Genomic DNA, 22199 nt, shown 5'->3' with positions numbered 1-22199 from the left:
CGCTATTTCGCGAGCAGCGCCGCTTCCATCGCGGCGACGGCGCTCATGTTGATCAGGCCGCGCGCGGTGACGCTCGGCACCGCGATATGCAGCGGCTTGGCGAGCCCGAGCAGGAACGGCCCGACGGTCACGGCTTCCCCGGCCGCCTTGAGCAGGTTGAAGGAGATGTTCGCGGAATCGATATTGGGCAGCACCAGCAGATTGGCCGAGCCGGTCAGCCGGCTGTCGCAGACCGAGCGCGCGCGGATCGGCTCGAACAAAGCGTCGTCGGCGTGCATTTCGCCGTCCACCTCCAGCTCCGGGTCTTCCGCGCGGATCAGCGCCAGCGCCTGGCGCATCTTGCGCGCCGACGGCGAGTTCGAGGCGCCGAAATTGGAATGCGAGAGCAGCGCCACCTTGGGCGCGATGCCGAACCGCGCCACCATGTCGGCGGCGAGATGGGTCATTTCGGCGATTTCCTCGGCGGACGGGTCCTCGTTCACATGGGTGTCGCAGAAGAACAGATTGCCGCTTTGCAGGATCAGCGCGGTCACCGCCGAAACCCGGCTGATCCCCTTCCGGCGCTGAATGATCGGCATGGCGTAGCGGAACTGGCGCGACCAGTCGCCCAGCCCGCCGCAGATCGCGGCATCCGCCTCGCCGGCCGAGAGCAGCATCCCGGCGGCGACGGTCGGGCGGCGGGAGAGCTGACGGGTCGCTGCGTCCGGCGGCACGCCGCGCCGCCCGACGATGCGCTGGTAGTCGTCGAGCAGGCGGCGGAACAGCCCGGTATCACGCTCGAAATCGACGATGCGGAAATCCTGCTCCGGCTTCATCCTGAGCCCGAGCGAGGCGATGCGGCGCAGGATGGTCTCGCTCCGTCCGACCAGCAGGGGTATGCCGAGCCGGTCGTCGATCACGCTTTGCGCCGCGCGCAGGGTACGCTCGTCCTCGCCTTCGGCATAGACGATGCGCTGCCGCGCCTGCCGCGCGACCTCGATGACCGGGCGGAGCAGCAATCCCGAGCGGAACACGAACCGCTCCAGCTCGTGGGCATAGACATCGAAATCGGCGATCGGCCGCCGCGCCACGCCTTCGTCCATCGCGGCTTTGGCCACCGCCGGGGCGATGTGCAGAATCAGGCGCGGGTCGAACGGTTTGGGAATGATGTAGTCCGGCCCGAACACCGGCGCCTGCCCGCCATAGGCCGCCGCCACCGTCTCCGACGCCTCGATCCTGGTGAGTCCGGCGATCGCCGTTACCGCCGCGAGCTTCATTCCCTCGGTGATCGCGGTCGCGCCCACATCCAGCGCGCCGCGAAAAATGAACGGGAAACACAGGACGTTGTTCACCTGGTTGGGAAAATCGCTGCGCCCGGTGCAGATGATCGCATCCGGCCGGTGCTCGGCGACCAGGTCGGGCATGATTTCCGGCTCGGGATTGGCCAAAGCGAGGATCAGCGGGTTCGGCGCGAATTTGCCGAGCCATTCGGCCTTCAGCACGCCCGGCGCGGACAGGCCGAGGAAAATATCGGCGCCGTCCAGCACCTCGTTCAGCGTCCGCGCCCCGGTCTCGCGGGCGAAGGCTTCAAGCGTGGGGTCGAGCTTCGGCCGTCCCTGGTAGATGACCCCTTCGATATCGGTCATCGTGACGTTCTCGCGCTTGGCCCCCAGCGCGATCAGGATGTTCACGCACGAAATCGCCGCCGCCCCCGCGCCCGAAGTGACGATCCTGACGTCGCCGATCGCTTTGTCCTGGAGACGGAGTGCATTGGTGACCGCCGCGCCGACGATGATCGCGGTGCCGTGCTGATCGTCGTGGAACACCGGAATATTCATCCGCGCCCGCAGGGTCTGCTCGATGCGGAAGCATTCCGGCGCCTTGATGTCCTCGAGATTGATCCCGCCGAACGAAGGTTCCAGCGCGGCGACGACTTCGATGAATCTGTCGGGATCGGGCTCGTTCACCTCGATGTCGAACGTGTCGATTCCGGCGAACTTCTTGAACAATACCGCCTTGCCCTCCATGACCGGCTTCGACGCCAGCGCGCCGATATTGCCGAGGCCGAGAACGGCGGTGCCGTTGGTGATCACCGCGACCAGATTGCCGCGGATCGTGTAGTCGTAGGAGGTGTCGGGATCGTCCTTGATGGCGAGGCACGCGGCGGCGACGCCGGGTGAATAGGCGAGCGCGAGGTCGCGCGAGGTCTCCATCCGCTTGGTCGGCGTGATCGCGAGTTTGCCCGGTCGCGGGTAGCGGTGGTAGTCGAGTGCCGCCTTGCGGAGCGTGTCATCCATGTTTTCGTTCCCCTTCTCGCCGGCAGAATGCGCGATCGCGGCGGCGGGAACAACCGGGGCGGCATGGCAGGCGCGCGTAGACGAGCTATGCGCGGACACTCCGTGCGGCCATATATGTGCGCGAACAAGCCGCTCGGGGCACTATAAATGTCCGCCGGGCCGGTCTCGCCAAGGTTTCGGGATCAGAATGCGGTCGAGAAGACTCGAACTTCCACAGGGTTTCCCCCACAAGCACCTCAAGCTTGCGCGTCTACCATTCCGCCACGACCGCATCGCAGCGGGAGCGCTATAGCCGATGGATCGGCAGGCATCAATAACCGCTCCGGTCGAGTGGGCGAGGGCGTCCGGCCGCGTCGATTACGCGGCGGCTTTGGCCGAAATGCAGGCCCGCGCCGTGGCGATTCGCGCGGGCGAAGCGGCGGAACTTGTGTGGCTGGTCGAGCACGCGCCGCTCTATACCGCCGGCACCTCGGCGCGCGACTCCGACCTGATCGGGCTTGGCGGAATTCCCAGCCATCGCACCGGGCGCGGTGGGCAATGGACCTATCACGGGCCGGGCCAGCGAGTCGCCTATGTCATGCTCGATCTCGCGAAGCCGCACGGCGCGGTGCCGGCGCGCGATATCCGCCAATTCGTCGCCGGGCTGGAAGCCTGGATGATCGGCGCGCTCGCGCGGTTCGGGGTGCGCGCGGAGACGCGCGCGGGGCGGGTCGGACTCTGGGTCGTCGATCCCGCGACCGGCGCCGAGCAGAAAATCGCGGCGATCGGGGTGCGGGTGTCGCGCTGGGTCAGCTTCCACGGCGTGGCGCTCAACGTCGCCCCCGATCTCGGGCATTACGCCGGCATCGTGCCCTGCGGCATCAGCCAGCACGGCGTCACCTCGCTGGCCGCACTCGGCGTCGATGCCGCGATGGACGCGGTCGATGCCGCGCTGCGGGCGGAATTCGCCAGGATTTTCGGAGTCGAATTGGTGGATTTCTGAAGGTCACACCGTTTCCGGCACGGCGGGCACGCGGCGAAACGCCCCGATCAGGCGACGGACCAGCCCGATCACGCGCGACGGGGCGAACAGCATCAGCACGGCGAGAAACGTGAGCCCGGCGATGCCCGCGCCGAGAACCAGTTGCGCAATGAGCGGCGTGGCGGGTGCTATGTGCCGGAGCAGAACAGCGGCTGCAATTCGGGCAGCGACCAAAGCGATGAGCGGGGCGGCGAACAGGCGCAGCAGCGGCCAGGCCGAGCGGCCGATGCCGATCGACAGCGCCGGCAATAGCACCAGCGCCGCGAGAGCGCCGCGCGCGGCCAGCGTCCAGGCCAGCGGCACCAGCCCGAACGGCGCCGAAACCCAGGCGGCGAGCGCGATGGTCAGCGCGTTCAGCGCCGCGAAGCTGGAGACGAGTCCCGGCCGCTTCAGCGCGGTCAGCATCGGGTTGACGAAGGCGTAGAGCGCCGCCGCCGGCACGATCAGGCTCATCGCGGCGAATACCGGAGCCGCCTCGGCCCAGCGGGCACCGAACATCAGCACCACGATCGGCTTCGCCGCCGCCCCGGCCATCGCCGCCGCGCCGAGCGAGACGATCGCCAGCGCGTCCATCAGCGTCTTCGCCACGGCGAAGCGGCGCTCCGGGTTCTCGCGCACCGCGACGAAGACCGGCAGAAACACCTTGCTCGCCGGAAAGATCGCCAGTTCCTGCAGCACCTCGGCAAGCCGCTGGGCGATGCGGAACTGCCCCACCGCGACCACCGGCATCCGCGCGCCGATCAGCACGACATAGCCGGTCGCCGCGATGTAATCGACGAACGCCGCCCCCATCATCGGGATGTTGAAGCGCAGCGCGGCGCGGATCACCGATAGCGGCGGCAGGACGGGCGGGCGCCAGCGCGCGGCGATCGAGGCGGCGGCGGCGAAGAAGGCGATTCCCACCATGCGCTGGGCGACCAGCGCGCCTAGCCCGTGACCGGTGAACACCAGCGCCAGGGCCGCCGCACCGCCGAGCGCCGTGCTGCCGAACGACATCAGGCTGAGCGCGCGGAAGCCGAACCGTTGGGCGAGCCGGGCCGACGGCACGATCAGGAATGCGCCGGTGACGATATTGACCGCCAGGGCGCGGGTCACCCAGCCGAGTGCCTGTGCGCCATAGGCGTGCGCGAGCAACGGCGCCGCCGCGAACAAGAGGCCGGCCGCCGCCAGAGCGAGCAGGAACTGTGCCCAGAACGCCCCCGCCTCGACCGTGCGGTCGCCTGGCGAGGCGATCACCTGCTCGCCCGAGCCGCCGGTGGTGATCATCCGGCCGATTTCCGAAATCGCCGAAGCGATCGCGACCACGCCGACATCGCGCACCGATACGTGCCGCAGCAGGATCACCAGAACCGTGAAGCCGAGGCTGCGCTCGCCCAGCACGGAGGCGAGATTCCACGCCGCCCCGCGCGCCGCGCCGCGCCCCAGGCTCATTATCGGAGACCCATCGAAGTTGGCGGCATCAATGTTCGGGACATGAAGGGAAGAATAATGAATTCTTCAGTATCGGGACAGGGCGCAGTGCGAGAAATCGCATCACTCTTTACGAACCCCCGCGCTCTCTTTATGAACCGCGCCTGCATACGCCGTGGACCCCGGCGGAGGGGTGGCCGAGTGGCCGAAGGCGGCGGTTTGCTAAACCGTTAGACGGGTTAAACCGTCTCGTGGGTTCGAATCCCATCCCCTCCGCCAACTAGCCTGATAAATCTTTGATATAAAAGAAAAAATTTTAGTTGTTGCAGTTCTACCTGCACATTTACCTACACCTAAAGAGGTGTTCCAAATGCGGTCTTCTGCTGGATTATCGCCCTTGCGCGAATGTTCAACCCGATCCAAAGGACGAGCTTCTCCGAGCCGGCCGCTGCGCCAACCGCATTGGCCGCCGACAACGGTCGTCTGGGTTGCGAGTGCTGGCGCGATTGTTGATGTAGCGGGGGCAATGAGGGGTTTAAGAGTTTTTGAAGAGAGAAGAGCGTATTTAAGCGTGGGTGGTTGCGGGTCCCCGCAACCACTTTCGTTATAACTCACTCACAATCCCGATTTAATAAAGTCCGTTCAGGATTAAGCCACTGAACGAACTTTATTTTTCTTTGTTCTTGGTCGAGTCACAATGACCGACGTGGGTGGAAACCGGTCTGCTGATCAACGTCGAACTCAAATTTCCACCACAACCGCATGACTAATTGCCGCTTCAGCTACACCAAAATTTCCACCACATTGACGGACGCTACCCACCACCCAGGATCGCGGTAGGGGCGCCCAGTAATGGGCGTCCCTACCGCGATCGTCGCGATCAATGAACCTTGGTATGAGTCCATTTCAAATCTGATCAGCAACGTCCCAGCCGTCGCAGCAGGTATGATGACTGACGCGGCGTAGAGGAAGGCTTCTGCGGACGCGATGAATTTTTCAACATCGCGGGAAAAACGACGTTTTCGGTCACGCATGTCTTGCCGATCTCATGTCATTTAACTGACACTGCGCCATCCCAAAAGCTATTACGTTGAGCAACAGAATAACAAGACAATGTCTAGCGGGGGGCATCTTCGATGATGAAGTTTGGTGTAAGATTGGCTGTGCAAGGCGAGATGGGTGCGAAGGGACAGGGATGGGACTATACGAAAGAGATGGCCCTTGAAGCCGAAGCGCTTGGGTTCGATTCCGTATGGCTGCCTGATCACGTGATCAATGCCCACATGACCAAGCGTACGCCCATGCTGGAAAACTGGACGGTGCTCTCTGCACTTGGAGCCCTCACGACGAAAGTCAAATTCGCCGGCCACACGTTTAATAACTCGCTCCGGAACCCGGCAGTTATGGCCAAGATGGCTGCCACTTTTGATGTGATGTTCAATGGGCGGTTGATATACTCGGTCGGATCGGCATGGTTTAAGGATGAAACCCACAGCTACGGTCTGCCGTGGGATGATCACGATTGCCGCGTCGCGCGGCTGCGCGAAGCGTTGATCATCGCCAAGCGGATGTGGACGGAAGCCGAGGTCACCTTCAAGGGCGAATTCTATCAGGTCGATGGCGCGTATCTGGAGCCGAAACCGGTGCAGCAGCCGCACATCCCGATCTGGGTGCCTGGCGATTCAGAAGCCACACGGGATTTGACAGCGGAACTGGGCGACTGCTGGCTGATTTATTCCAAACCGCCCGAGGTTATCGCGGACTGGACGGATGAAATGCGGCGCCGGGCGGGGGCGGGCGGGCGGCATGTTCCGACCGCGATCTCGACCGTCTGCCTTGCCGGCCTGCCTAAGGCCGATGTGGCACGATGGAGCCATCTCTATGCCGAAGAACGCAAGCACCGGTTCGCGGTTCCGCCGACGCCGGATGATGTATTGAACGAAAATCTCTGGGGCGATGTCGATCAATGCGTGCGCCGCATCGGGGAATGGCGGGATGCCGGCGTGTCGTATCTGATTATACAGCCGATTCCGCCGCTCGATGGCATGCGGTTTTTTGCGAAGGAAATCATGCCGGTCGTCCTGGCCGAAATCGAGACGGCTTGATGGCTGGGTAGCATGCAGCGGCGGCTTTGCGGATAACCACATCCGAAGCCGTGCGGACCGGGAGACCATGGATACGCGAGATTAGATGCACGCTTCCCGGCCGGAGGTGGCGTTCGGGCTTTTCAGCAGGGCTGTTCAACGCTCTGAACTGACGTTCATTGAGTCCGATATGCAACAGGATGTCGGAAAGTGAGGCGATGGGTGTCGGGAGGATTCCCGAGGCGGCCGATCTCGGATTCTTGGGACGGCAACCGACTCGGAGGTTGCCCTGGCCACATTCACCCCATTGCTCGACATCCTGACGGATGTGCCTGACCCACGGCGCGCGGAGGGCAAACTCTACATGTAGCTGCTCGATTTCATCGGCGGCCGTGCTCGAATTCATCGCCGGTTTCTGCTCGAATTATGTGATCGTCGGGCGGGCCTCCACGCTCAAATTATCTGCCTCCATGCTCGAATTGAATGATCGGCGCTCGACATCAGAGGGTCGTGCTCATAATTCGTGACACTGACTTTCGGGCTACAGCGGCAGGCCGGCCGCGAGCATTTCGTCAGTGAGTTCGCGCGTCCGGGTGGCGTCCAGCTCGCCCCGGAGAAAGCGCTTGATTTCGGCTGGTTTGGCGTTGAACTGCTCGGCGAGCGACCGCACGTTGTAGCCGTGCCGGGTGAGCCGTGGTTCGAGGTCATCGATCTGCTTGGACAACACCGTCTCGACCACTTCCGGCGTGACCGGTTTCTCGCCGATCCGAAAGCCCTCCTCGAGCGCGAGGATGAGATACTGCACGATCTGCAATGGCGTCCGCAGCCGTCCGGCGAGGACAGTGCTCGCGGCGTCGGTCAACACTTCGCCCTGCTTACCCTCGGCGACGCCGCATTTTTCGAGAAGCCAATTGATATATTCGCGGTGTTGACCGGCGATGCCGTCGAAATTGAACAGGCTGGTGCGGTGGCCGATTTCCTCCATTTTCGGGCGACGCAGATCGTTCCGCAGCTTCGGCTGCCCGGCCAGAACGACGGACAGCTTGCCACCGCCATCGGTGATCACCTCCATGAGCCGCTTCAATCCGGTCAGCGTCTTGGGATGGAGGTTGTGGGCTGACGCACTCGCCGGCACCGATTGGCACACCCAGGTCGCCACGATCATCCGGGTTGAACGCTCGATCGCTATCCGCAATCCCGCAACCGGGCTGCTCCACCAAACAAACGAAACCGCCTTCTACATCGCGAACCGTCCAATCACTGCCGCTCGTGCCGCCGTGGCCATCCGCGCGCACTGGAAAATCGAAAACACCTCGCATTACACCCGGGATGTCACCATGGGTGAAGACCTGTCCCAGATCCGCACCAATCCAGGCATTTTCGCCCGCATGCGCAGCTTCGGCTTCAATATCCTCATGGCCAGTAAGACCGGCACCATGAGACAGGACCGATACCGCGCAGCCCTCGCAGGCATCCGCCACCTGCTCTCACTCGTCGCTATACCGAAGCGTTGAACAGATCCCATGGGCTTTTCAGGGAGGCGCGCAGCAGTCTCGCGCTAGGCATGACGTCAGGTATCGAGATGGAAAATATTCTCTGATCAATGCCACTGACCCGCCTTCTTGACGGCATATTCAGCGATCACGGCTTCATTGATCTCTGGCAGTTCACCGTTCAGGACAACCTCGGCACCTTCCATACGCAGCGGAGGCGACAGCAATTGTGGGTGGGTCTTGAGGAAGCCGTTCATTTCCCCCGCCGTCGGAACGTTGCCCAGCGCCGCAGCAATTTCCATCCAGCAGCCTAAGTCTGTCGCGACACCATTGCCTAATACCGGCGTCATGCCACGATTAGTAATCATGCGTAGGCCCCGCTCAAGAGTATCGAGAGCTCCGAGCTTCATCAGTTTGAGTTTCACGAAATCGGCACAGCCAAGGGTTGCGGCGCGCGAGACATCATCGAGCGTGTAGATCGACTCATCCAGCATAACCGGTACGCCGGCCGCCTGCTTGACGGCGACGGCGGCATTCCAGTCGCCCGCCGCGCAGGGCTGTTCCACAAGCTCAATATCGGTCGGATCTAACAGCGACAGAAATTCCATTGCCTGTTCCAGGGTATATCCTTGGTTTCCATCGACACGGAGTTGCGCACGGCCTGCGACGATTTTCTGCACCGTGCTGACCTGTTTGATATCCTTTGCGACATCCCACCCGACCTTGAGCTTCAATGTGCGATATCCGATGGAAATCAGTGTCTCGATTTCCTGCTCGAGCGCCTCGAACGTCTCGAACTTGCCGTTGACCGTGCCCAGAAGGGGGAAGTGCCCGGCGCGCCGCAGGCAGGGGTGACTCTCCAGCCAATCGAGTGCGGTCAGAAAAGCCGACGCAACAAAGGGCGAGGCTTTGGCAGCTGCCAAAGCTTTCTGCCGAATATCCGTGCTTGTCCGGCATTGCTGCAGAAGCGCCAATGCCACGGACCATCCTTCCTCCACCGTTTCCGTCGTGTAGCCCGGAAGAATCGTCGCCTCGCCCCAGCCGACCCGATTATCGGCACTGCGCAGCCCGACAAGGATCACATCAAAGCGTTGCTGCTCGCCAAAGGCCAAGCGATATGGGACGATCAGCGGAAGTTGCAGATACACGATGCGCATCTGCAAGGTGGCAGTAAGCGCATCCAAATTGTCGGAATGATGACGCGGATCAAGCTCGTTCATATTCAGGAAACCGCCGATTCTTGTGTTATTTCTATGATTCACGCGCAGTTACGATATGCTCACGCTTGGAACATGATGTCGTTTAGCTGACAGTGAAAATTCAATAAATGAATTAAAACAGTCTAGGCATAGAATTTCATCTCAAAAAGTCAACTTGTTCGAACATCTGTATATATCCGGGGGCAATCTGGCGGAGTGTTTCGTCGGTGGGCGCATTGCGGGCCAGGAGGCGATGTCATTACGGCACGGGCATGACGTGCGTGCGGCCGCCGATTGATCGGACGGTGCCGCCGGCGGTTTCAGCTCAGTTTAGTCACGACGCCGCATAGATGGAGATACAGTTCTCGTCCTCCCGCACCGGGTAGATGTGCAGCCGCATTTCGGCGATGCCCAGCGGGTCGCCGGTTGCCAGGTCCCACTGCCAGAAATGGGCCGGGCATGTCAGCGTATCGCCGTCGATCGGTGCATCGAGCAGAGGCGTATCCTGGTGGGGGCAATCCGCCGGGCAGGCGATGAGGCGCTTTTCCGTGCGCATCAGGAGAACAAGTTGGCCGTTCGGCAGGGAGATTTCACGTCGCTCGCCGGGCGCAAGTTCGTCGGAACCGCAGATCCTTATCCACACATCATTAGTCAAATCTGTCATACCTTACATCGCCTGGAGAAATCTTCTGCTCCACCATCAGCATGCGGAGTGTCGCGTCGACCATCAGAGGTGGGCCTGCGACATAGTGGATTGGCTTCGCATCCCCGGGCACTAACATGCCGCGCGCAGCATCATGGGCGAAGCCGTGGAAAAACCTGAGTGCGGGATGGGTGGCGGACAGAGTTGTATCCGGGGGTCCGTCGGAAAACGCGATGACAATCGCTAATCCTTTTGCAAAACGTCGCGCATATGCAGAAAGCCTGTCCAATAGATATGCAGCATTTGGCGCCCTCAAGCCAAAGACAAGTTGTGACGGGTAATCCGCGAAGTGACCAACCTCCACCGCATGGTCAAGGATCGACAATATCCCCGCTATGCCTGAACCGCCGGCTATCGCGACGAACGGGCGGTGCTCGGCGGGATCGTATGTCGCCCTGCCGAGCGGACCGAAGAGCCGAACAGGTTCGTCCAGCGGGGAACTGTCAAACAATCGCCGCGTGACAAGTCCGGTACCGGTATCACGGATGAGGAAACGTGGCGATTTCGTATCGACTCCCGGACGATTAGTCATGGAGTAGGCGCGCGGACCGGGAATTCCGGAAAACTCCATCAGGACGAACTGCCCTGCGATGAAATGCATGGGCCGGTCGAGTTCAACAGAAAATTCAGCGATTTCCTCGTTGTGGCGACGGCGCTGCGTCATCCGGCCATGCAGGTGGGCCGGCACATTGTCGACACGGCCGATGCTACCCCGAATCGAAAGTTCAAGGTCGCCGGTCGCCGCGGTCTGGCAGGTCAGGATATCGCTGGCTCCGCGCAATTTGCGCCCCCCCGGCGCATCCGGCCAGAAGGATGCGACATTGCCGTTGGTCACCGTCGCGCGGCAGGTTCCGCAGGACCCGGTGGCGCATTCATAGGGCAGCATCACACCGGCCCTGAGGGCTGCATGCAGTACGCGCTCACCCGGCTCCGCTTCGAATTCGCGGGACTGGCTAGCCGTAGTGATCCGGATGCAGTGAGTCATGTTTCGATGATTATATTGTCGCCCTCAATCATGGTGCGGTACTCCCGCAACCGCATGGTGGAGGATTCCACGAGCGGGCACCCGGTCACCAGATCGAATTCGAACCCGTGCCACGGGCAGCGCAGAATTTCGCCGAGTCGGTCCACGGCCACCTCGTGCGGATCGTCTCCGGTAGTGGTGCCGGTGATGCAGGCATGCGTGAAATCCGCTCCCTGGTGGGGGCAGCGGCCGGAGATTGCCTTGATATCGCCGGTCGGTAAGCGACATACGACGACGGTGGATCGGCCAATCGTCACCGGCAGAAGTTTGCCTACGACCACGTCTTCGACTCTGCAGATCGTGTGACGGTTCATCAGACTGTCATCTCCGTGCGGAGAGCCGGGTTCGCGGGCGGCGCCGACACACCGTACAGCGCGGCGCCGTTAGTCCAGAAGATCTTTTCCCGTAAGCTCTCGGGAAGGCCGCGCGGAATCGCCGCATGAGGATCATCGAAGTCGAAATGCGGATAGTCCGTGGAGAATACGAGAAGTTCGTCTGAACCCATCAGGTCGATCATCTTGGTCCATTCGGATGTCGTCATATCCTCGGTCGGCTGGGTCGAGAATCGCAGGCGTTCGCGAATATGCTGGCTCGGCAGCCTCTTGACCCATGGCACTTCGACGCGTCCCTGCCGGTATTCGCGGTCCATGCGCCACAGCAGGTGGGGCAGCCAGCTGAAGCCGCCTTCCAGGATGATGAAGTGGAGAGATTGAAATTCATCGAATACGCCGTTCAGGATCAGGCTGATGGCCTGCGCCATCATAGAGGTCGGCAGCAGGGTATGCCGCTCGATATAGTGCAATCCCATGCCATAGGGTCCGGTCGCCATGATGGTGTGATGGAAGGCGACGACGAGGTTGTGGCGTGCGGCTGCCGCGAAGATAGGGCGGTACATCGGGTGCCCGTAGGCGATATCGTCGACGACCGGGAGCATAACCTGCTTCATCTGCGGATGGACGCCCATGCGGTTGATCTCCCGCGCGGCATTCTCGGGGTCCCGGGCGTTGACCTGGATGCTGCCGAGAAACCGCTCGTCCTTGCTCAGCCATTGTTCGCAAACATAGTCGTTGTACGCGCTCGCCAGCGCACTGCCGAAGGCGAACTGCAGCTTGAGCATCGTCGGATAGAAATATCCCGTCAGGACGGCATAGGTTTCGTCATAGGCATCCAGGAGTTGCCGGCGCATCAGGGGATAGTCGCTGACTGACGCGGAGCCGTCCGAATTACGGACATCGGCGCGGTTACCCATGCCGGGGGAGGTGTACGCGAAGGGCTGGCTGAACCCGCGCCATGCACCATTGGCGATCCAGTCCCGATAGGGGGGAGGTAAGTATGGAATCAAATCTTTCAGGCTGGAAATGCTCTCATGAACATCGGCATCAAGCAGAAGCATCAGGAAGTCCTTTATGACCCTTGTTAAACTGATATGATTGTCAATTTCAGTGTCTTGCTGAACATTGATCTACTGCCGGTTCTTATCGGTCCCTGATATTCTTCTCTGTCAGCCAGACGACATGGCAAATTTCATTCGGGAAGCACGCATTTCAGCCCGAGGCGATCGGTGATGACGAGATGGCGGCCTTTGTAGGCGATCAGCCCTGCCTGGACGAAGCGGCTCAGCGCAGCCGTTACCGTCTGCCGGCGGCTGTTGATCATCTGTGCCAGCTCCTCGTGCGTCAGCAAAATACAACCATCGCCGGTCTGTGCAACGATTTCGGTGTCGGGCCGGCTCAATGAGAGTAGGGCGCGTGCAAGGCGCTGCTCCACGCGATTGGTCGCAATCTCCCCCACGCGTATGTGAAAATCGCTCAACCGATCAAGCACGAGCTGAATCAGGCCGACGCCGAGTTCTGCTTCGGCCTTCAAAAGATTGATGAAGTCATCCCGCCGGATCGCCACCAGTTGGGACGACTCGATGGCGATGGCGCTGGCGTCGCGCACCTGCGCGGTCGTCAGCGCTGTCAGGCCAAGCAGGCTGTTGGACAGATGAATTCGCAGCAGGGCTTCCTGCCCGCCGGAATTCACCATGAAGGTTTTCATCCGTCCTTGTCGCAGTAAATAGATATGGCAAGCAGTATCACCCTGATGATACAGGATTTCCCCGGCGTCCAGTTGCCGGCTTCCTCCGGCCAGCGCCAGTCGTTCGATCTGCTGAGGGAGCAAGGCTGATCCCAGCGACAGATCTATATGAAGGTTGTACTCACGCATTGTTTCCTACCCAGAGTCTATAATTTTAGAAGAGCCAGCACGATATACCGGATCACCCTCCGGGAGCTTTCCATCGGCTGACGCCGACGGAACCTTGCTCCCTTCGCTAGGCCTGCCGCTCGACGACCTCTCCGCGACCCCGCCTGAACCACAACCGTTACCCAAGCCGACATCGCAACGCCGCGCACCCAGCCGGCCGGGGCGGCGCAATATCGGCACCCTGCCGGCGCATCTGCCACGTTACGACGTTACGACTTAACGGTCGAGCCGGAAACCACGACCTGTCTGTGTTGCGCGGGCGATCTTCACAGGATCGGCGAAGATGTCACCGAGCAGCTCGACGTGGTGCCGGCAATCCGGCGGGTCCAGCGGCTCCACCAGCCGCGTTATGGCTGCCAGGCTTGCGAGAGTGCGGTCGTGCAGGCCAAGGCTCGGCCACGCCCGATCGATAGCGGGCTGCCGACCGCGGCACTGCTGGTCCATGTCGCGACAATGAAAGTCGCCTGGCACCTGCTGAACCGTCAGATCGAGATCCTCGCGGGCCAGGGAGATGAAGTTAAGCCTGGTGGGGGGTGCTACGTAATTCCGGACAAATCAGCAGAATTCCGCGGATTTTGATGTCATGTGGCTGACAGACGCTATCTTTCGAGGGGAGCTAGGTGGGGTTGAATAAATTTAGAGACAAAGTCTGCTATGTTAAAGAACAACCTGATTACGCATGTTGATCCGTGAATTTCGGGGCGGTATGATCTGCTGCGAATGGAGGAATTTCCTGGAGTGTGGGATGGCACGGAACAAAGTTCAGTTTCAGAAAGGTCTCAGCGAAGCGGAGTTTGATCGGCTCTACGGAACGGAAGAAGCCTGCCGGGCGATCGTTTACTCCTGGCGCTGGGCGAAAGGTTTCGTCTGTCCGGTGTGCGGGGACACGCGGCATTGCGTGGTGAAGCCTCGACAATTGTTCCAGTGCACGGGGTGCGGCCGGCAGACCTCACTGACGGCGGGAACGATTTTCGCGCAGACCCATTTGCTGTTGCGCACCTGGTTCCGCGCAATGTATCACCTGACGCAGAGCAAAGGGGGGATATCGAGCATCGAGCTTGGCCGCCGGCTCAGGGTGACGCAGACCACCGCCTGGAAGCTGAAGCACAAGCTGATGCAGGTCATGATGGAGCGTGATGCCGGCAAGCGTCTGGGCGGACGGATCGAGATTGACGATGCTTATGTCGGGGGCGAGCGCAATGGCGGCAAGCGCGGCCGCGGTGCTGGCGGAAAGACCCCAATTGTTGCTGCGGTTGAGACGACGCCGGAAGGAAAGCCGGTGCGGATCAAGTTGCGACGGGTTCCAGGGTTCCGGCGCGATGCACTGAAAGCCTTGGCTCAGCGCCACTTCACGACCGAAAGCACCGTCGTCAGCGACGGTCTCGCCTGTTTTGCCGGCGTCGCAGAGGCAGGTTGCTCCCACCAGCCGATCATCACCGGATCAGGGCGCAACGCCGCGCGAACACCCGCCTTCCGCTGGGTCAACACGACGCTGGCCAATATCAAGAACGCCATGGTCGGAACCTATCGCGCCGTGCGGCAAAAGCACCTGCCGCGCTACCTCGCCGAATTCGAATACCGTTTCAATCGCAGATACGATCTCGCCGCCATGATCCCATATGTGGACGACCGCCTCCTTGCAAGAATTTTCGGGCAATGCTTGATCAGATCGCTTGCGTTCATATGTCCGGCCTGTTGTCGCGCTCGCCCATGAACGCTGGCCACGCAGCGCATCGTCGGCGGGCTCATCGCCTCGCAGAGCGCCTCCGCGTCTGCCGCATCGTTCTTCCAGCGCTTGACGTACGGCTTGACCATCTGAGGCGGGATCAGCTTCACCGTATGCCCAAACGATTGCAGCAGTCGCGCCCAATGATGGCTTGCGCCACAGGCTTCGACCGCGATCGCCGTCGGCGGCCGTCCACCCAACATACCTCGGATACGCCGCAGTTCATACCCCGCCAATGCCATATGCCTTGCTCAAACTCGCGGAGAAAAATGCGTAATCAGGAAAGGTAAAAGTAAAGGTCGTAAAAGATCAGAAATATCATAGCGCCATACGGTTGCGGTATATAAATATATAAAAGGGAGGCCTGAAAATGATGACTCAGTATTCTGACGTGGCTTTAAACATACCAGCTAGGATGGAGCGGCTACCCATTAGTCGGTTTACGTGGCTTGTCGTGTTGCTTGCTGGGGCTGCATGGTTCGTCGAATCCCTTGATATAGGTGCGATTGGCGTCGTTCTCGAAAGCGTTCGCCGCATTATGCATCTGACGCCTGCTCAAGTTGGCCTCCTGGCTATTTCGTCTACGGCAGGTATCGTTGTTGGCCTTATTCCAGCGGGCTATTTGGCTGATACATACGGGCGGAAGCAGCTTCTTATATGGGGCGTGGTAGAATACAGTGCATTCACCATGTTGGCTGCGTTTAGCCCAAATTTTGCTGTGCTTTTGATTCTTCGTTTCCTCTCCGGCTTGGGTATGGGTGCAGTGTTTCCACTGCCTTATGCAATTGTGTGTGAGTTTGTCCCGAAACTAACGCGCACTAAATTCTCCGGAATTCTGGATGGCTGCCTTTCCGTAGGTTACTTCCTAGCACCGCTCATTGGCGCGGCAATTATTCCACTTTTTGCTCCAGCACTTTCGTGGAGAATATTTCTTTTTATTTGTGGTATTCCGCTTCTGTACGCTGTTGTCGTATATAAGTGGTTGCCCGAGTCTCCACGTTGGATTGAGGCGCGCCATGGTTGGGAGCAGGCTGATACGGCCATGAAAGTCATCGAAGCGAGAGTCGAGATAGAGAAAGGGGTGGCTTTACCTCCGCCACGTGAGCGTATGGGTGCGGAGGAAGTGAAAGGGCGTCCATCTGCTGCGGAAGTCTGGAAACCTGGACATCTAGGCAATACGGTTATTGGTAGTATTGCTATGGTGTCGGCACTCTTGATGTTCTACGTTGTCATGATCTACATGCCTAGCTTACTGGTAAAGCAAGGTTACTCGATTGCTCATTCACTTCTATACACGGCGATCATCACAGGATCCGCGATTCCCGGAAAACTGCTCAATGGATGGCTATCCGACGCCTGGGGGCGTAAGCCTACTTACATCCTCTTTATGGTGATTGCTTCTGTCGGAGCTCTTTTATTTGGCACAGTGCACAGCCTCGATCTGGTGATTGCTTACGGCTGCCTCATGGGGTTCTTCGGAACAGGTACCTTCCCAGGCCTAAAAATGTACTATGCAGAGCAATTCCCAACCCGCTTGCGCGCCACCGGTTCTTCAACGGTGGAGACAATTGGGCGGCTCCTAGGGGGCGTAGTGGGGCCTTATTTCGTGCCCGTACTTATCCTTGCCGTCGGGCTAGTTGGTGTCTTCCGGGTCATTGCACTTATTGGTGTCATTGGTCCTCTGGTGGTGCTGATTTGGGGCCGGGAGACCGCCGGGTGGACGATAGAACAGGCATCTGGGATGGATTTGATCTCCGAGTAAGGCAATCAGGCGTTGTTTGGGCGCATGAACGTAATCGAGGTCTCGTCATGTAGAAATTCTGGGTGGGTTAATCTCTCGTTTCACCACGAGAGTCGGCGTTGGTGGATTTCCAATGGAAATCACACTATGGAGAAACATAGCACGAAGATGCTAGATGCCACTCTGTTTGTAAGCGGTAAGTGTTGTGAGCTTGCCTCCCTTGGTCTGATGCAGCTGGCTGCCGATTTAGCTGAGATAACGCACGAAGGCTGACGAACGGCGTCATGCGGAAAGGAGAAAAATGCAAATTACAATTTATCACAATCCTGCCTGCGGAACTTCACGCGAAGTTCTGAATTTAGTTCAAAGCACTGGAGAAGAGGTCCAGATAGTCGAATATTTAAAATATCCACCAGGCAAAGAGGAGTTGATAGAACTTATCCAGAGCATCGGTATTACAACACGCGATCTGCTGCGCTCGCAAGAAGTACTTTATACTGAACTTGGCTTAGGTGATGCGAAGTGGACCGATTCCCAGATCATCGATATCATACGGCAATATCCCATCCTTATGAATCGCCCAATTGTCAAAACCCCATTTGGGGCGCGCCTTTGTAGGCCGCCTGAAACCGTAATGGAGATTTTGTCCAAATCAGTCTCTGCGTCAACATAACTCAAAAATATTGCAATGAAAGCTGTTCAGATAGATGCTTTCGGTGGCCCGGATGCTCTGCATCTCGTCGATATTCCGGTTCCATCGCCCGGCTGCGGCGAAGTTCTGGTCCGACTGGACCGTGCCGGCGTTAATTATATTGATGTGTATATGCGATCAGGTGTTTACGCACGCTCTGACACCTATAAGACCTCCTTGCCTATGACGATCGGGATGGAAGGGGCAGGTACGGTGGAAGCCGTAGGTGAAGGAACACTAGATTGGAAGCCTGGCGACAGAGTGGCGTATTGCCTGTCCAGAGGAAGCTATGCCGAATTTTCCTCCGTTCCGGCTTGGAAACTTGTTGCCGTGCCGGATGGGATCAGCTTCGATATAGCGCCGGCCCTCATGCTGCAGGGGTCGACAGCTCATTATCTTACGCACTCCGTCTATCGACTTGAACCTGGTCATATCTGCCTTATCCAAGCGGGAGCGGGTGGTGTTGGCCAGATTCTTATCCAACTCGCCAAGCGACGCGGCGCTAAGGTTATCACGACAGTTGGTAGCGTAGAGAAAGCAAAGATCGCTGCTGCCCGCGGTGCTGACCATTGTATTCTCTACCGAGAGGAAGACTTCAGACAACGCGTGATGGAAATTACCGATGGAGAAGGTGTGCATGTGGTATATGATTCCGTCGGTCAGGATACCATCCATTCCAGTATCCGTTCTGTCCGCCGACGCGGCCTATGCGTTCTGTTCGGTGCCAGTTCCGGCGTTGTGCCCAGCATTGAACCAATTGAACTTGCTGAAGCGGGATCTGTCTTTTTTACCCGACCTCATCTCGCCGACTATCTAACGACTGCGGAAGAACGGCGGTGGCGCGCGGCGGACCTTTTTGAATTGTTTCAGCAGGGCGGCAACCTGGAGGTGGCGATCCAGGATGTTCTTCCATTGCAGAGAGCTGCAGATGCACATCGGCTTCTGGAAGGAAGAGCGTCGCGGGGGAAACTCATTCTTTCCATCCCGTAACTGAGGCGATCGACCATTCTGGAGTCTATGATCCATCTGGGCCAGAACCTCGGCTTGGTGATCACGGGTGAGGGCATCGAGAACGCCGAACAGGCGGAACGGCTTCTTGCCCTGGATGCTGCGAAGGGTTTCTATTTTCACCAACCTGGGCACCTCCAAAAACCCTCTGGCCAATCGGGTCGGGATTTGATTCATTCGACCTGACGGGAGGTTGTGATGCGTCAGGCGGGATTGTTCGGTTTATTGGATCATCTGAAGCGGTTGTCGGCCTGCGGCGACCCGCTGGAGGAACTGGGGCGGATCGTCGATTTCGATCTATTTCGCCCGACACTGGCTGGGGCGTTGGCGTACGGCGATGGTGCGAAGGGCGGTCGTCCGCCGTATGATCCGGTGGCGATGTTCAAGCCCAACTTCGACACTTTGACCTTCAGGGGCGTGAAAAAGTCGCCGAATTCTGCGGATTTTTCGGCGGCCATCTGAATTGTGGTGCTGGGAGAGCCAAATGGCTGATCCCGAAGAGAAGAGCGGACCCGCGGGCGACGTCAAACATCGGAACGGCGGATGGCCTGAAAGCGCTTGACCTCAACCAGCCGAATAGAGAAGAGCCACAGTTGGACGCGATTTGACACTGGTAGGGGGCGATTCTCTCGTTCCAAAGCGTCGAGATACGCCTCCAGCCGCCGTACATTCTCCTGCCCTTGCGCAACGCCTTTCATGCAGTGTCATGAATTTTGCGCACGGCAGCCTGATGTCACGCACCGATCAGTTAATTCGCGCATGGAGGCACTTAATCTGCGCACGGCGCGCGGCCCGCGGTCACATAATTTGCGCAGAAATCGGCGACGAAATGTAAGCGTTGTTCTGCTCCCATTCTTCTGCGTTGGTGATGTTTATGCTTACCGGGGCTGAAGATTTTTGCTTTGGGACGGAATTATGGACGACGTTAATGACGACGCGAAGGGTTTGTATCGACGGGTTGAGGTTCTGACGGGTCCTGGCCGGCGTCGTCGGTGGTCGGTGGATGAGAAGGCGCGGATCGTGGCGGAATCTTTGGTGCCTGGTGCGGTTGTCTCGCGGGTGGCGCGGCGCTGGCAGGTCTGCCCGCAGCAGATATTTGGCTGGCGCCGCTTGTTGGTGACCGAGACGTGTGGCGGGCCTGGCGGAGATGCATCTGACGATCGGACTGCGCCGGCGTTCGTGCGGATTGTCGGCGAGCCTGCGGCGCTGGCTGTGCCCACGCCGTCGCCGCCACCGCCGGCGCCAGCGGTGGCGGGGATCGCGATCGAGGTGTCGGGAGCGATCATTCGTGTCGCCGCCGGGGTGGACGCCAAATCCCTCACGGCAGTGCTGCGGGCGGTCCGGGCGTCGGGCCATTGATCGGGGTCCCGCCTGGCGTTCGCATCATGCTGGCGACGCGGCCGGTGGATTTTCGGTGCGGCGCGCATAGTCTGGCAGCGCTGGCAGCCTCGGTGCTTCGCCAGGACCCGTTTGACGGCGCGCTGATTGTTTTTCGCTGCAAAAGATCGGACCGCGTCAAAATTCTGTTCTGGGATGGCGGCGGGCTGGTGTTGGTGTGGAAGCAGCTTCAGCATGGCGCGTTCCGCTGGCCGCCGGTTGTCGATGGGGTGATGAAGCTGAGCTCGGTTGAATTTGCCGCCCTCTTCGATGGCCTCGATTGGGGTCGAATTCAATCGGTGCAGAGGATTCCCACGCCGACCGCGGCGGGCTAAGATTCGCGCAGACATGCGCAACCAGATCGGTCAGATCGACGCTCTGCCGCAGGATGCTGACGCGATGCGCGCGTTGCTGCTGACGGTAATGGCCGACCGCGATGGCATCATCGCTGCACATGAAAATATTGCAGCGGAACACGCCCAAGTTTTGGTTCAGCGTGATGAGCTTGTCGAACAAAATGCAGCACTCGCCGAGCAGAATGAACGGCTCCGTCACCTGCTGCTGAAACTCAAGCGCCTGCAATTCGGCGCCAAATCCGAACGCCTGCCGGAGGCGCAGCTACAACTGGGCCTGGAAGAGCTGGAGACGGCGATCGCCCAAGTCGAGGCCGAGGGTGAGACGCGCGATCCCCGGCTGAAGCGCGAAGGCGTCGCCCGGCGCCGTGCCAGCCGTGGCGCGCTGCCCGAACATCTGCCGCGGATCGAGGTGGTGCTGACGCCGGAAGATACCTACGGTATGCACACATCTCTTTGCGGCAAAGAATCAACCCGAAAAAATTTCGCCGAAGCCAGATTAAAGTACATGATCTGAAGTGCTCATAATAGAGAACACATAACGGGATCAAATCGGAATATCGGTTACAATCCGTTGATTTACATACATTTTATGAAATGTGTGAATCCCGTAGCGGAAGATACCGATTGCCCGTGCTGCCGGCAGGCGATGGTAGAGATCGGGCACGACAGTTCGCAGCGGCTGGATATCATCCCCCTGCAATACCGGGTGATCGTAACGAAGCGGCCGAAATTCGCCTGCCGGTCTTGCGAGGGCGTAGTTGTGCAGGCACCGGCGCCGCCACGGCTGGTGGAAGGCGGCCTGCCGACCGAGGCGCTGGTGGCGCATGTTCTGGTGTCGCGCTTTGCGGATCATCTACCGCTCTACCGGCAGGCGCAGATTTGCGCGCGCCAGGGTGTGATGGTCGATCGCGCCACGCTCTGTCTATGGGTGGGCCATGCCGCCGCGGAAGTTGTCCCCGTGGTCAACCGCATGCGGGAGATCCTGCTGTCCTCGGCACGGGTGTTCGCCGATGAGACGACGGTGCCGGTGCTCGCCCCTGGACGGGGGCGGACGAAGACGGGATATTTTTGGGTGGTTGTAGCGCGATGACCGGCCGTGGGGCGGCGGTGATCCGCCGGCGGTTGTCTATCGCTACGCGCCGGGCTGCGGGACCAAGCATGCCGACGCGTTGCTGGGCGCATACGGTGGCATCGTACAGTGCGACGGCTATGCCGCGTACAAGCAGCTGGCCGGTGCCGCGCGTGCCGGCCCCACGGTCACGCTGGCGTTTTGCTGGAGCCATGTTCGGCGCGGATTCTATGATCTCGCCAAATCCGGCAAGGCGCCGATCGCCGCGGAGGCATTGCATCGGATTGCCGAGCTGTACCGCATCGAAGCCGAGATACGCGGCGCGCCGCCGCAATACCGGTTGGCGAAACGCCAGACGGACAGCCAGCCGTTGGTGAATGAACTGCGGATTTGGTTCGAGGGCCATCTGCAAAAACTGCCGGCACGGGGTCCGCTCGCCGAAGCGATCCGCTACGCGCTAAACCATTGGGAAGGGCTTGAGCGGTATCTCGCCGACGGGCGCATCGAGATGGCCGAGCGCGCCATGCGCCCAGTAAAACTATCGAGCAAAAATTCGCTCTTCGCCGGATCGGACGAAGGCGCCGAAAATTGGGCGGCCATCACGTCACTCATCGAGACCTGCAAATTGAATCAGGTTCGAGGCGGCCCTGACCCGCAAGCACTCGCCGCGCTCGGCTAGGCGGCGCATTTTCGACGGCGCGGCGGAAGCCAAGTTGATCGCACTGGCTTGTTCCTCGCCGCCAAAGGGGCGCGCACGGTGGACACTGAAGCTGC

21 protein-coding genes, 2 tRNA genes and 4 pseudogenes are annotated in these 22199 nt (G+C 59.9%); 15 read left to right on the top strand and 12 right to left on the bottom strand.

Going from position 1 to position 22199, the window contains the following annotated elements:
- Positions 1 to 2: 2 nt before the first annotated feature.
- Together AiwAL_RS10515 and AiwAL_RS10510 are read right to left on the bottom strand one after the other, a co-directional pair.
- On the bottom strand, positions 3 to 2276 hold the full coding sequence (locus AiwAL_RS10515) for an NADP-dependent malic enzyme (protein WP_235702370.1): 2274 nt from the start codon (positions 2274 to 2276) through the stop codon (positions 3 to 5).
- Between the two features lie 188 nt (positions 2277 to 2464).
- Positions 2465 to 2547: transfer RNA gene (locus AiwAL_RS10510), tRNA-Leu, on the bottom strand.
- A gap of 24 nt (positions 2548 to 2571) precedes the next feature.
- Here AiwAL_RS10510 and lipB point away from each other — a divergent pair.
- Entirely contained in the window at positions 2572 to 3258 is a 687-nt protein-coding gene (gene lipB, locus AiwAL_RS10505) for a lipoyl(octanoyl) transferase LipB (RefSeq protein WP_235702371.1), read from the top strand.
- A gap of 3 nt (positions 3259 to 3261) precedes the next feature.
- Here lipB and AiwAL_RS10500 read toward each other — a convergent pair whose 3' ends face one another.
- A complete protein-coding gene (locus AiwAL_RS10500) occupies positions 3262 to 4728 on the bottom strand; it encodes an oligosaccharide flippase family protein (protein ID WP_235702372.1) in 1467 nt (488 codons plus the stop codon).
- 166 nt (positions 4729 to 4894) lie between these two features.
- Here AiwAL_RS10500 and AiwAL_RS10495 point away from each other — a divergent pair.
- Positions 4895 to 4986, top strand: a tRNA-Ser gene (locus tag AiwAL_RS10495).
- A 503-nt stretch (positions 4987 to 5489) separates the two neighbouring features.
- Here AiwAL_RS10495 and AiwAL_RS10490 read toward each other — a convergent pair.
- Positions 5490 to 5741 (bottom strand): hypothetical protein, encoded by a 252-nt coding sequence (locus AiwAL_RS10490; RefSeq protein WP_262312669.1) that lies wholly within the window; start codon positions 5739 to 5741, stop codon positions 5490 to 5492.
- Positions 5742 to 5843: 102 nt separating this feature from the next.
- On the opposite strand from AiwAL_RS10490, the gene AiwAL_RS10485 reads away from it, so the two are divergent.
- Positions 5844 to 6812 carry an LLM class flavin-dependent oxidoreductase gene (locus tag AiwAL_RS10485; protein WP_262312668.1) on the top strand — a complete coding sequence of 323 codons (969 nt, stop codon included), beginning with the start codon at positions 5844 to 5846 and terminating at the stop codon, positions 6810 to 6812.
- A 520-nt stretch (positions 6813 to 7332) separates the two neighbouring features.
- On the opposite strand, the gene AiwAL_RS10480 is transcribed toward AiwAL_RS10485, so the two are convergent.
- Positions 7333 to 7863 carry a hypothetical protein gene (locus AiwAL_RS10480; RefSeq protein WP_262312667.1) on the bottom strand — a complete coding sequence of 177 codons (531 nt, stop codon included), beginning with the start codon at positions 7861 to 7863 and terminating at the stop codon, positions 7333 to 7335.
- On the opposite strand from AiwAL_RS10480, the gene AiwAL_RS10475 reads away from it, so the two are divergent.
- Positions 7862 to 8305, top strand: coding sequence for a hypothetical protein (locus AiwAL_RS10475; protein ID WP_262312666.1), 444 nt, complete (start codon positions 7862 to 7864; stop codon positions 8303 to 8305). The two genes, AiwAL_RS10480 and AiwAL_RS10475, sit on opposite strands and share 2 nt — an antisense overlap.
- A gap of 86 nt (positions 8306 to 8391) precedes the next feature.
- Here the strand turns inward: AiwAL_RS10475 and AiwAL_RS10470 are convergent, their stop codons facing one another.
- The 6 genes from AiwAL_RS10470 to AiwAL_RS10445 form a co-directional block, all read right to left on the bottom strand.
- Positions 8392 to 9504, bottom strand: a complete 1113-nt coding sequence (locus tag AiwAL_RS10470) for a mandelate racemase/muconate lactonizing enzyme family protein (protein ID WP_262312665.1) — start codon at positions 9502 to 9504, stop codon at positions 8392 to 8394.
- Positions 9505 to 9817: 313 nt separating this feature from the next.
- Positions 9818 to 10147 carry a Rieske 2Fe-2S domain-containing protein gene (locus AiwAL_RS10465; RefSeq protein WP_262312664.1) on the bottom strand — a complete coding sequence of 110 codons (330 nt, stop codon included), beginning with the start codon at positions 10145 to 10147 and terminating at the stop codon, positions 9818 to 9820.
- Positions 10131 to 11171, bottom strand: a complete 1041-nt coding sequence (locus AiwAL_RS10460) for a 2Fe-2S iron-sulfur cluster binding domain-containing protein (protein WP_262312663.1) — start codon at positions 11169 to 11171, stop codon at positions 10131 to 10133. The genes AiwAL_RS10465 and AiwAL_RS10460 overlap by 17 nt, the downstream gene beginning before the upstream one ends.
- Positions 11168 to 11524: a Rieske (2Fe-2S) protein gene (locus AiwAL_RS10455; RefSeq protein WP_262312662.1), complete on the bottom strand. Its 357-nt coding sequence runs from the start codon at positions 11522 to 11524 to the stop codon at positions 11168 to 11170. Before AiwAL_RS10455 ends, AiwAL_RS10460 begins: the two co-directional genes overlap by 4 nt.
- Complete coding sequence (locus AiwAL_RS10450) at positions 11524 to 12603, bottom strand: amidohydrolase family protein (protein ID WP_262312661.1); 1080 nt, start codon at positions 12601 to 12603, stop codon at positions 11524 to 11526. The genes AiwAL_RS10455 and AiwAL_RS10450 overlap by 1 nt, the downstream gene beginning before the upstream one ends.
- Positions 12604 to 12734: 131 nt before the next feature.
- Entirely contained in the window at positions 12735 to 13418 is a 684-nt protein-coding gene (locus tag AiwAL_RS10445; protein ID WP_262312660.1) for a Crp/Fnr family transcriptional regulator, read from the bottom strand.
- Positions 13419 to 13589: 171 nt separating this feature from the next.
- Here AiwAL_RS10445 and AiwAL_RS10440 point away from each other — a divergent pair, with 171 nt between their 5' ends.
- Together AiwAL_RS10440 and AiwAL_RS10435 are read left to right on the top strand one after the other, a co-directional pair.
- Complete coding sequence (locus tag AiwAL_RS10440) at positions 13590 to 14036, top strand: IS66 family transposase zinc-finger binding domain-containing protein (RefSeq protein ID WP_316044777.1); 447 nt, start codon at positions 13590 to 13592, stop codon at positions 14034 to 14036.
- A 166-nt stretch (positions 14037 to 14202) separates the two neighbouring features.
- Positions 14203 to 15075 (top strand): annotated as a pseudogene (locus AiwAL_RS10435) (IS1595 family transposase); the annotation flags it as partial.
- Positions 15076 to 15176: 101 nt separating this feature from the next.
- Here AiwAL_RS10435 and AiwAL_RS10430 read toward each other — a convergent pair.
- A pseudogene (locus AiwAL_RS10430) lies at positions 15177 to 15368 on the bottom strand (IS110 family transposase); the annotation flags it as partial.
- Between the two features lie 185 nt (positions 15369 to 15553).
- Between AiwAL_RS10430 and AiwAL_RS10425 the strand changes: the two are divergent.
- From AiwAL_RS10425 to tnpC, 9 genes and pseudogenes are all read left to right on the top strand, one after another.
- Entirely contained in the window at positions 15554 to 16945 is a 1392-nt protein-coding gene (locus AiwAL_RS10425) for an MFS transporter (protein WP_262312659.1), read from the top strand.
- A gap of 280 nt (positions 16946 to 17225) precedes the next feature.
- Entirely contained in the window at positions 17226 to 17597 is a 372-nt protein-coding gene (arsC, locus tag AiwAL_RS10420; protein WP_262312658.1) for an arsenate reductase (glutaredoxin), read from the top strand.
- Positions 17598 to 17612: 15 nt separating this feature from the next.
- A complete protein-coding gene (locus AiwAL_RS10415; RefSeq protein WP_262312657.1) occupies positions 17613 to 18605 on the top strand; it encodes a quinone oxidoreductase in 993 nt (330 codons plus the stop codon).
- Between the two features lie 27 nt (positions 18606 to 18632).
- Positions 18633 to 18809: a hypothetical protein gene (locus AiwAL_RS10410; RefSeq protein WP_262312656.1), complete on the top strand. Its 177-nt coding sequence runs from the start codon at positions 18633 to 18635 to the stop codon at positions 18807 to 18809.
- A gap of 12 nt (positions 18810 to 18821) precedes the next feature.
- Positions 18822 to 19010, top strand: a pseudogene (locus AiwAL_RS10405) (IS5/IS1182 family transposase); the annotation flags it as partial.
- 528 nt (positions 19011 to 19538) lie between these two features.
- Positions 19539 to 19982 carry an IS66-like element accessory protein TnpA gene (tnpA, locus tag AiwAL_RS10400; protein ID WP_262312655.1) on the top strand — a complete coding sequence of 148 codons (444 nt, stop codon included), beginning with the start codon at positions 19539 to 19541 and terminating at the stop codon, positions 19980 to 19982.
- Between the two features lie 26 nt (positions 19983 to 20008).
- Complete coding sequence (gene tnpB, locus AiwAL_RS10395; RefSeq protein ID WP_262312654.1) at positions 20009 to 20335, top strand: IS66 family insertion sequence element accessory protein TnpB; 327 nt, start codon at positions 20009 to 20011, stop codon at positions 20333 to 20335.
- Between the two features lie 13 nt (positions 20336 to 20348).
- Positions 20349 to 20870, top strand: a complete 522-nt coding sequence (locus AiwAL_RS10390) for a transposase (protein WP_262312653.1) — start codon at positions 20349 to 20351, stop codon at positions 20868 to 20870.
- Between the two features lie 99 nt (positions 20871 to 20969).
- Positions 20970 to 22062: pseudogene (gene tnpC / locus AiwAL_RS10385) on the top strand (IS66 family transposase); the annotation flags it as partial.
- Positions 22063 to 22199 lie beyond the last annotated feature (137 nt).

Origin of the sequence: Acidiphilium sp. AL, from assembly GCF_025499445.1 — a bacterium.
In the GTDB taxonomy this organism is placed as follows: domain Bacteria; phylum Pseudomonadota; class Alphaproteobacteria; order Acetobacterales; family Acetobacteraceae; genus Acidiphilium; species Acidiphilium iwatense.
Note: the sequence above shows the minus strand (reverse complement) of the source record. Positions and strands in the feature narration are given on the sequence as shown.

Coding starts and splice junctions, on each gene's coding strand:
- AiwAL_RS10515 (WP_235702370.1), bottom strand. CDS start 2,276: ATGGATGACACGCTCCGCAAGGCGGCACTCGACTACCACCGCTACCCG.
- lipB (WP_235702371.1), top strand. CDS start 2,572: ATGGATCGGCAGGCATCAATAACCGCTCCGGTCGAGTGGGCGAGGGCG.
- AiwAL_RS10500 (WP_235702372.1), bottom strand. CDS start 4,728: ATGAGCCTGGGGCGCGGCGCGGCGCGCGGGGCGGCGTGGAATCTCGCC.
- AiwAL_RS10490 (WP_262312669.1), bottom strand. CDS start 5,741: ATGCGTGACCGAAAACGTCGTTTTTCCCGCGATGTTGAAAAATTCATC.
- AiwAL_RS10485 (WP_262312668.1), top strand. CDS start 5,844: ATGATGAAGTTTGGTGTAAGATTGGCTGTGCAAGGCGAGATGGGTGCG.
- AiwAL_RS10475 (WP_262312666.1), top strand. CDS start 7,862: ATGAGCCGCTTCAATCCGGTCAGCGTCTTGGGATGGAGGTTGTGGGCT.
- AiwAL_RS10480 (WP_262312667.1), bottom strand. CDS start 7,863: ATGGAGGTGATCACCGATGGCGGTGGCAAGCTGTCCGTCGTTCTGGCC.
- AiwAL_RS10470 (WP_262312665.1), bottom strand. CDS start 9,504: ATGAACGAGCTTGATCCGCGTCATCATTCCGACAATTTGGATGCGCTT.
- AiwAL_RS10465 (WP_262312664.1), bottom strand. CDS start 10,147: ATGACAGATTTGACTAATGATGTGTGGATAAGGATCTGCGGTTCCGAC.
- AiwAL_RS10460 (WP_262312663.1), bottom strand. CDS start 11,171: ATGACTCACTGCATCCGGATCACTACGGCTAGCCAGTCCCGCGAATTC.
- AiwAL_RS10455 (WP_262312662.1), bottom strand. CDS start 11,524: ATGAACCGTCACACGATCTGCAGAGTCGAAGACGTGGTCGTAGGCAAA.
- AiwAL_RS10450 (WP_262312661.1), bottom strand. CDS start 12,603: ATGCTTCTGCTTGATGCCGATGTTCATGAGAGCATTTCCAGCCTGAAA.
- AiwAL_RS10445 (WP_262312660.1), bottom strand. CDS start 13,418: ATGCGTGAGTACAACCTTCATATAGATCTGTCGCTGGGATCAGCCTTG.
- AiwAL_RS10425 (WP_262312659.1), top strand. CDS start 15,554: ATGATGACTCAGTATTCTGACGTGGCTTTAAACATACCAGCTAGGATG.
- arsC (WP_262312658.1), top strand. CDS start 17,226: ATGCAAATTACAATTTATCACAATCCTGCCTGCGGAACTTCACGCGAA.
- AiwAL_RS10415 (WP_262312657.1), top strand. CDS start 17,613: ATGAAAGCTGTTCAGATAGATGCTTTCGGTGGCCCGGATGCTCTGCAT.
- AiwAL_RS10410 (WP_262312656.1), top strand. CDS start 18,633: ATGATCCATCTGGGCCAGAACCTCGGCTTGGTGATCACGGGTGAGGGC.
- tnpA (WP_262312655.1), top strand. CDS start 19,539: ATGGACGACGTTAATGACGACGCGAAGGGTTTGTATCGACGGGTTGAG.
- tnpB (WP_262312654.1), top strand. CDS start 20,009: ATGCTGGCGACGCGGCCGGTGGATTTTCGGTGCGGCGCGCATAGTCTG.
- AiwAL_RS10390 (WP_262312653.1), top strand. CDS start 20,349: ATGCGCAACCAGATCGGTCAGATCGACGCTCTGCCGCAGGATGCTGAC.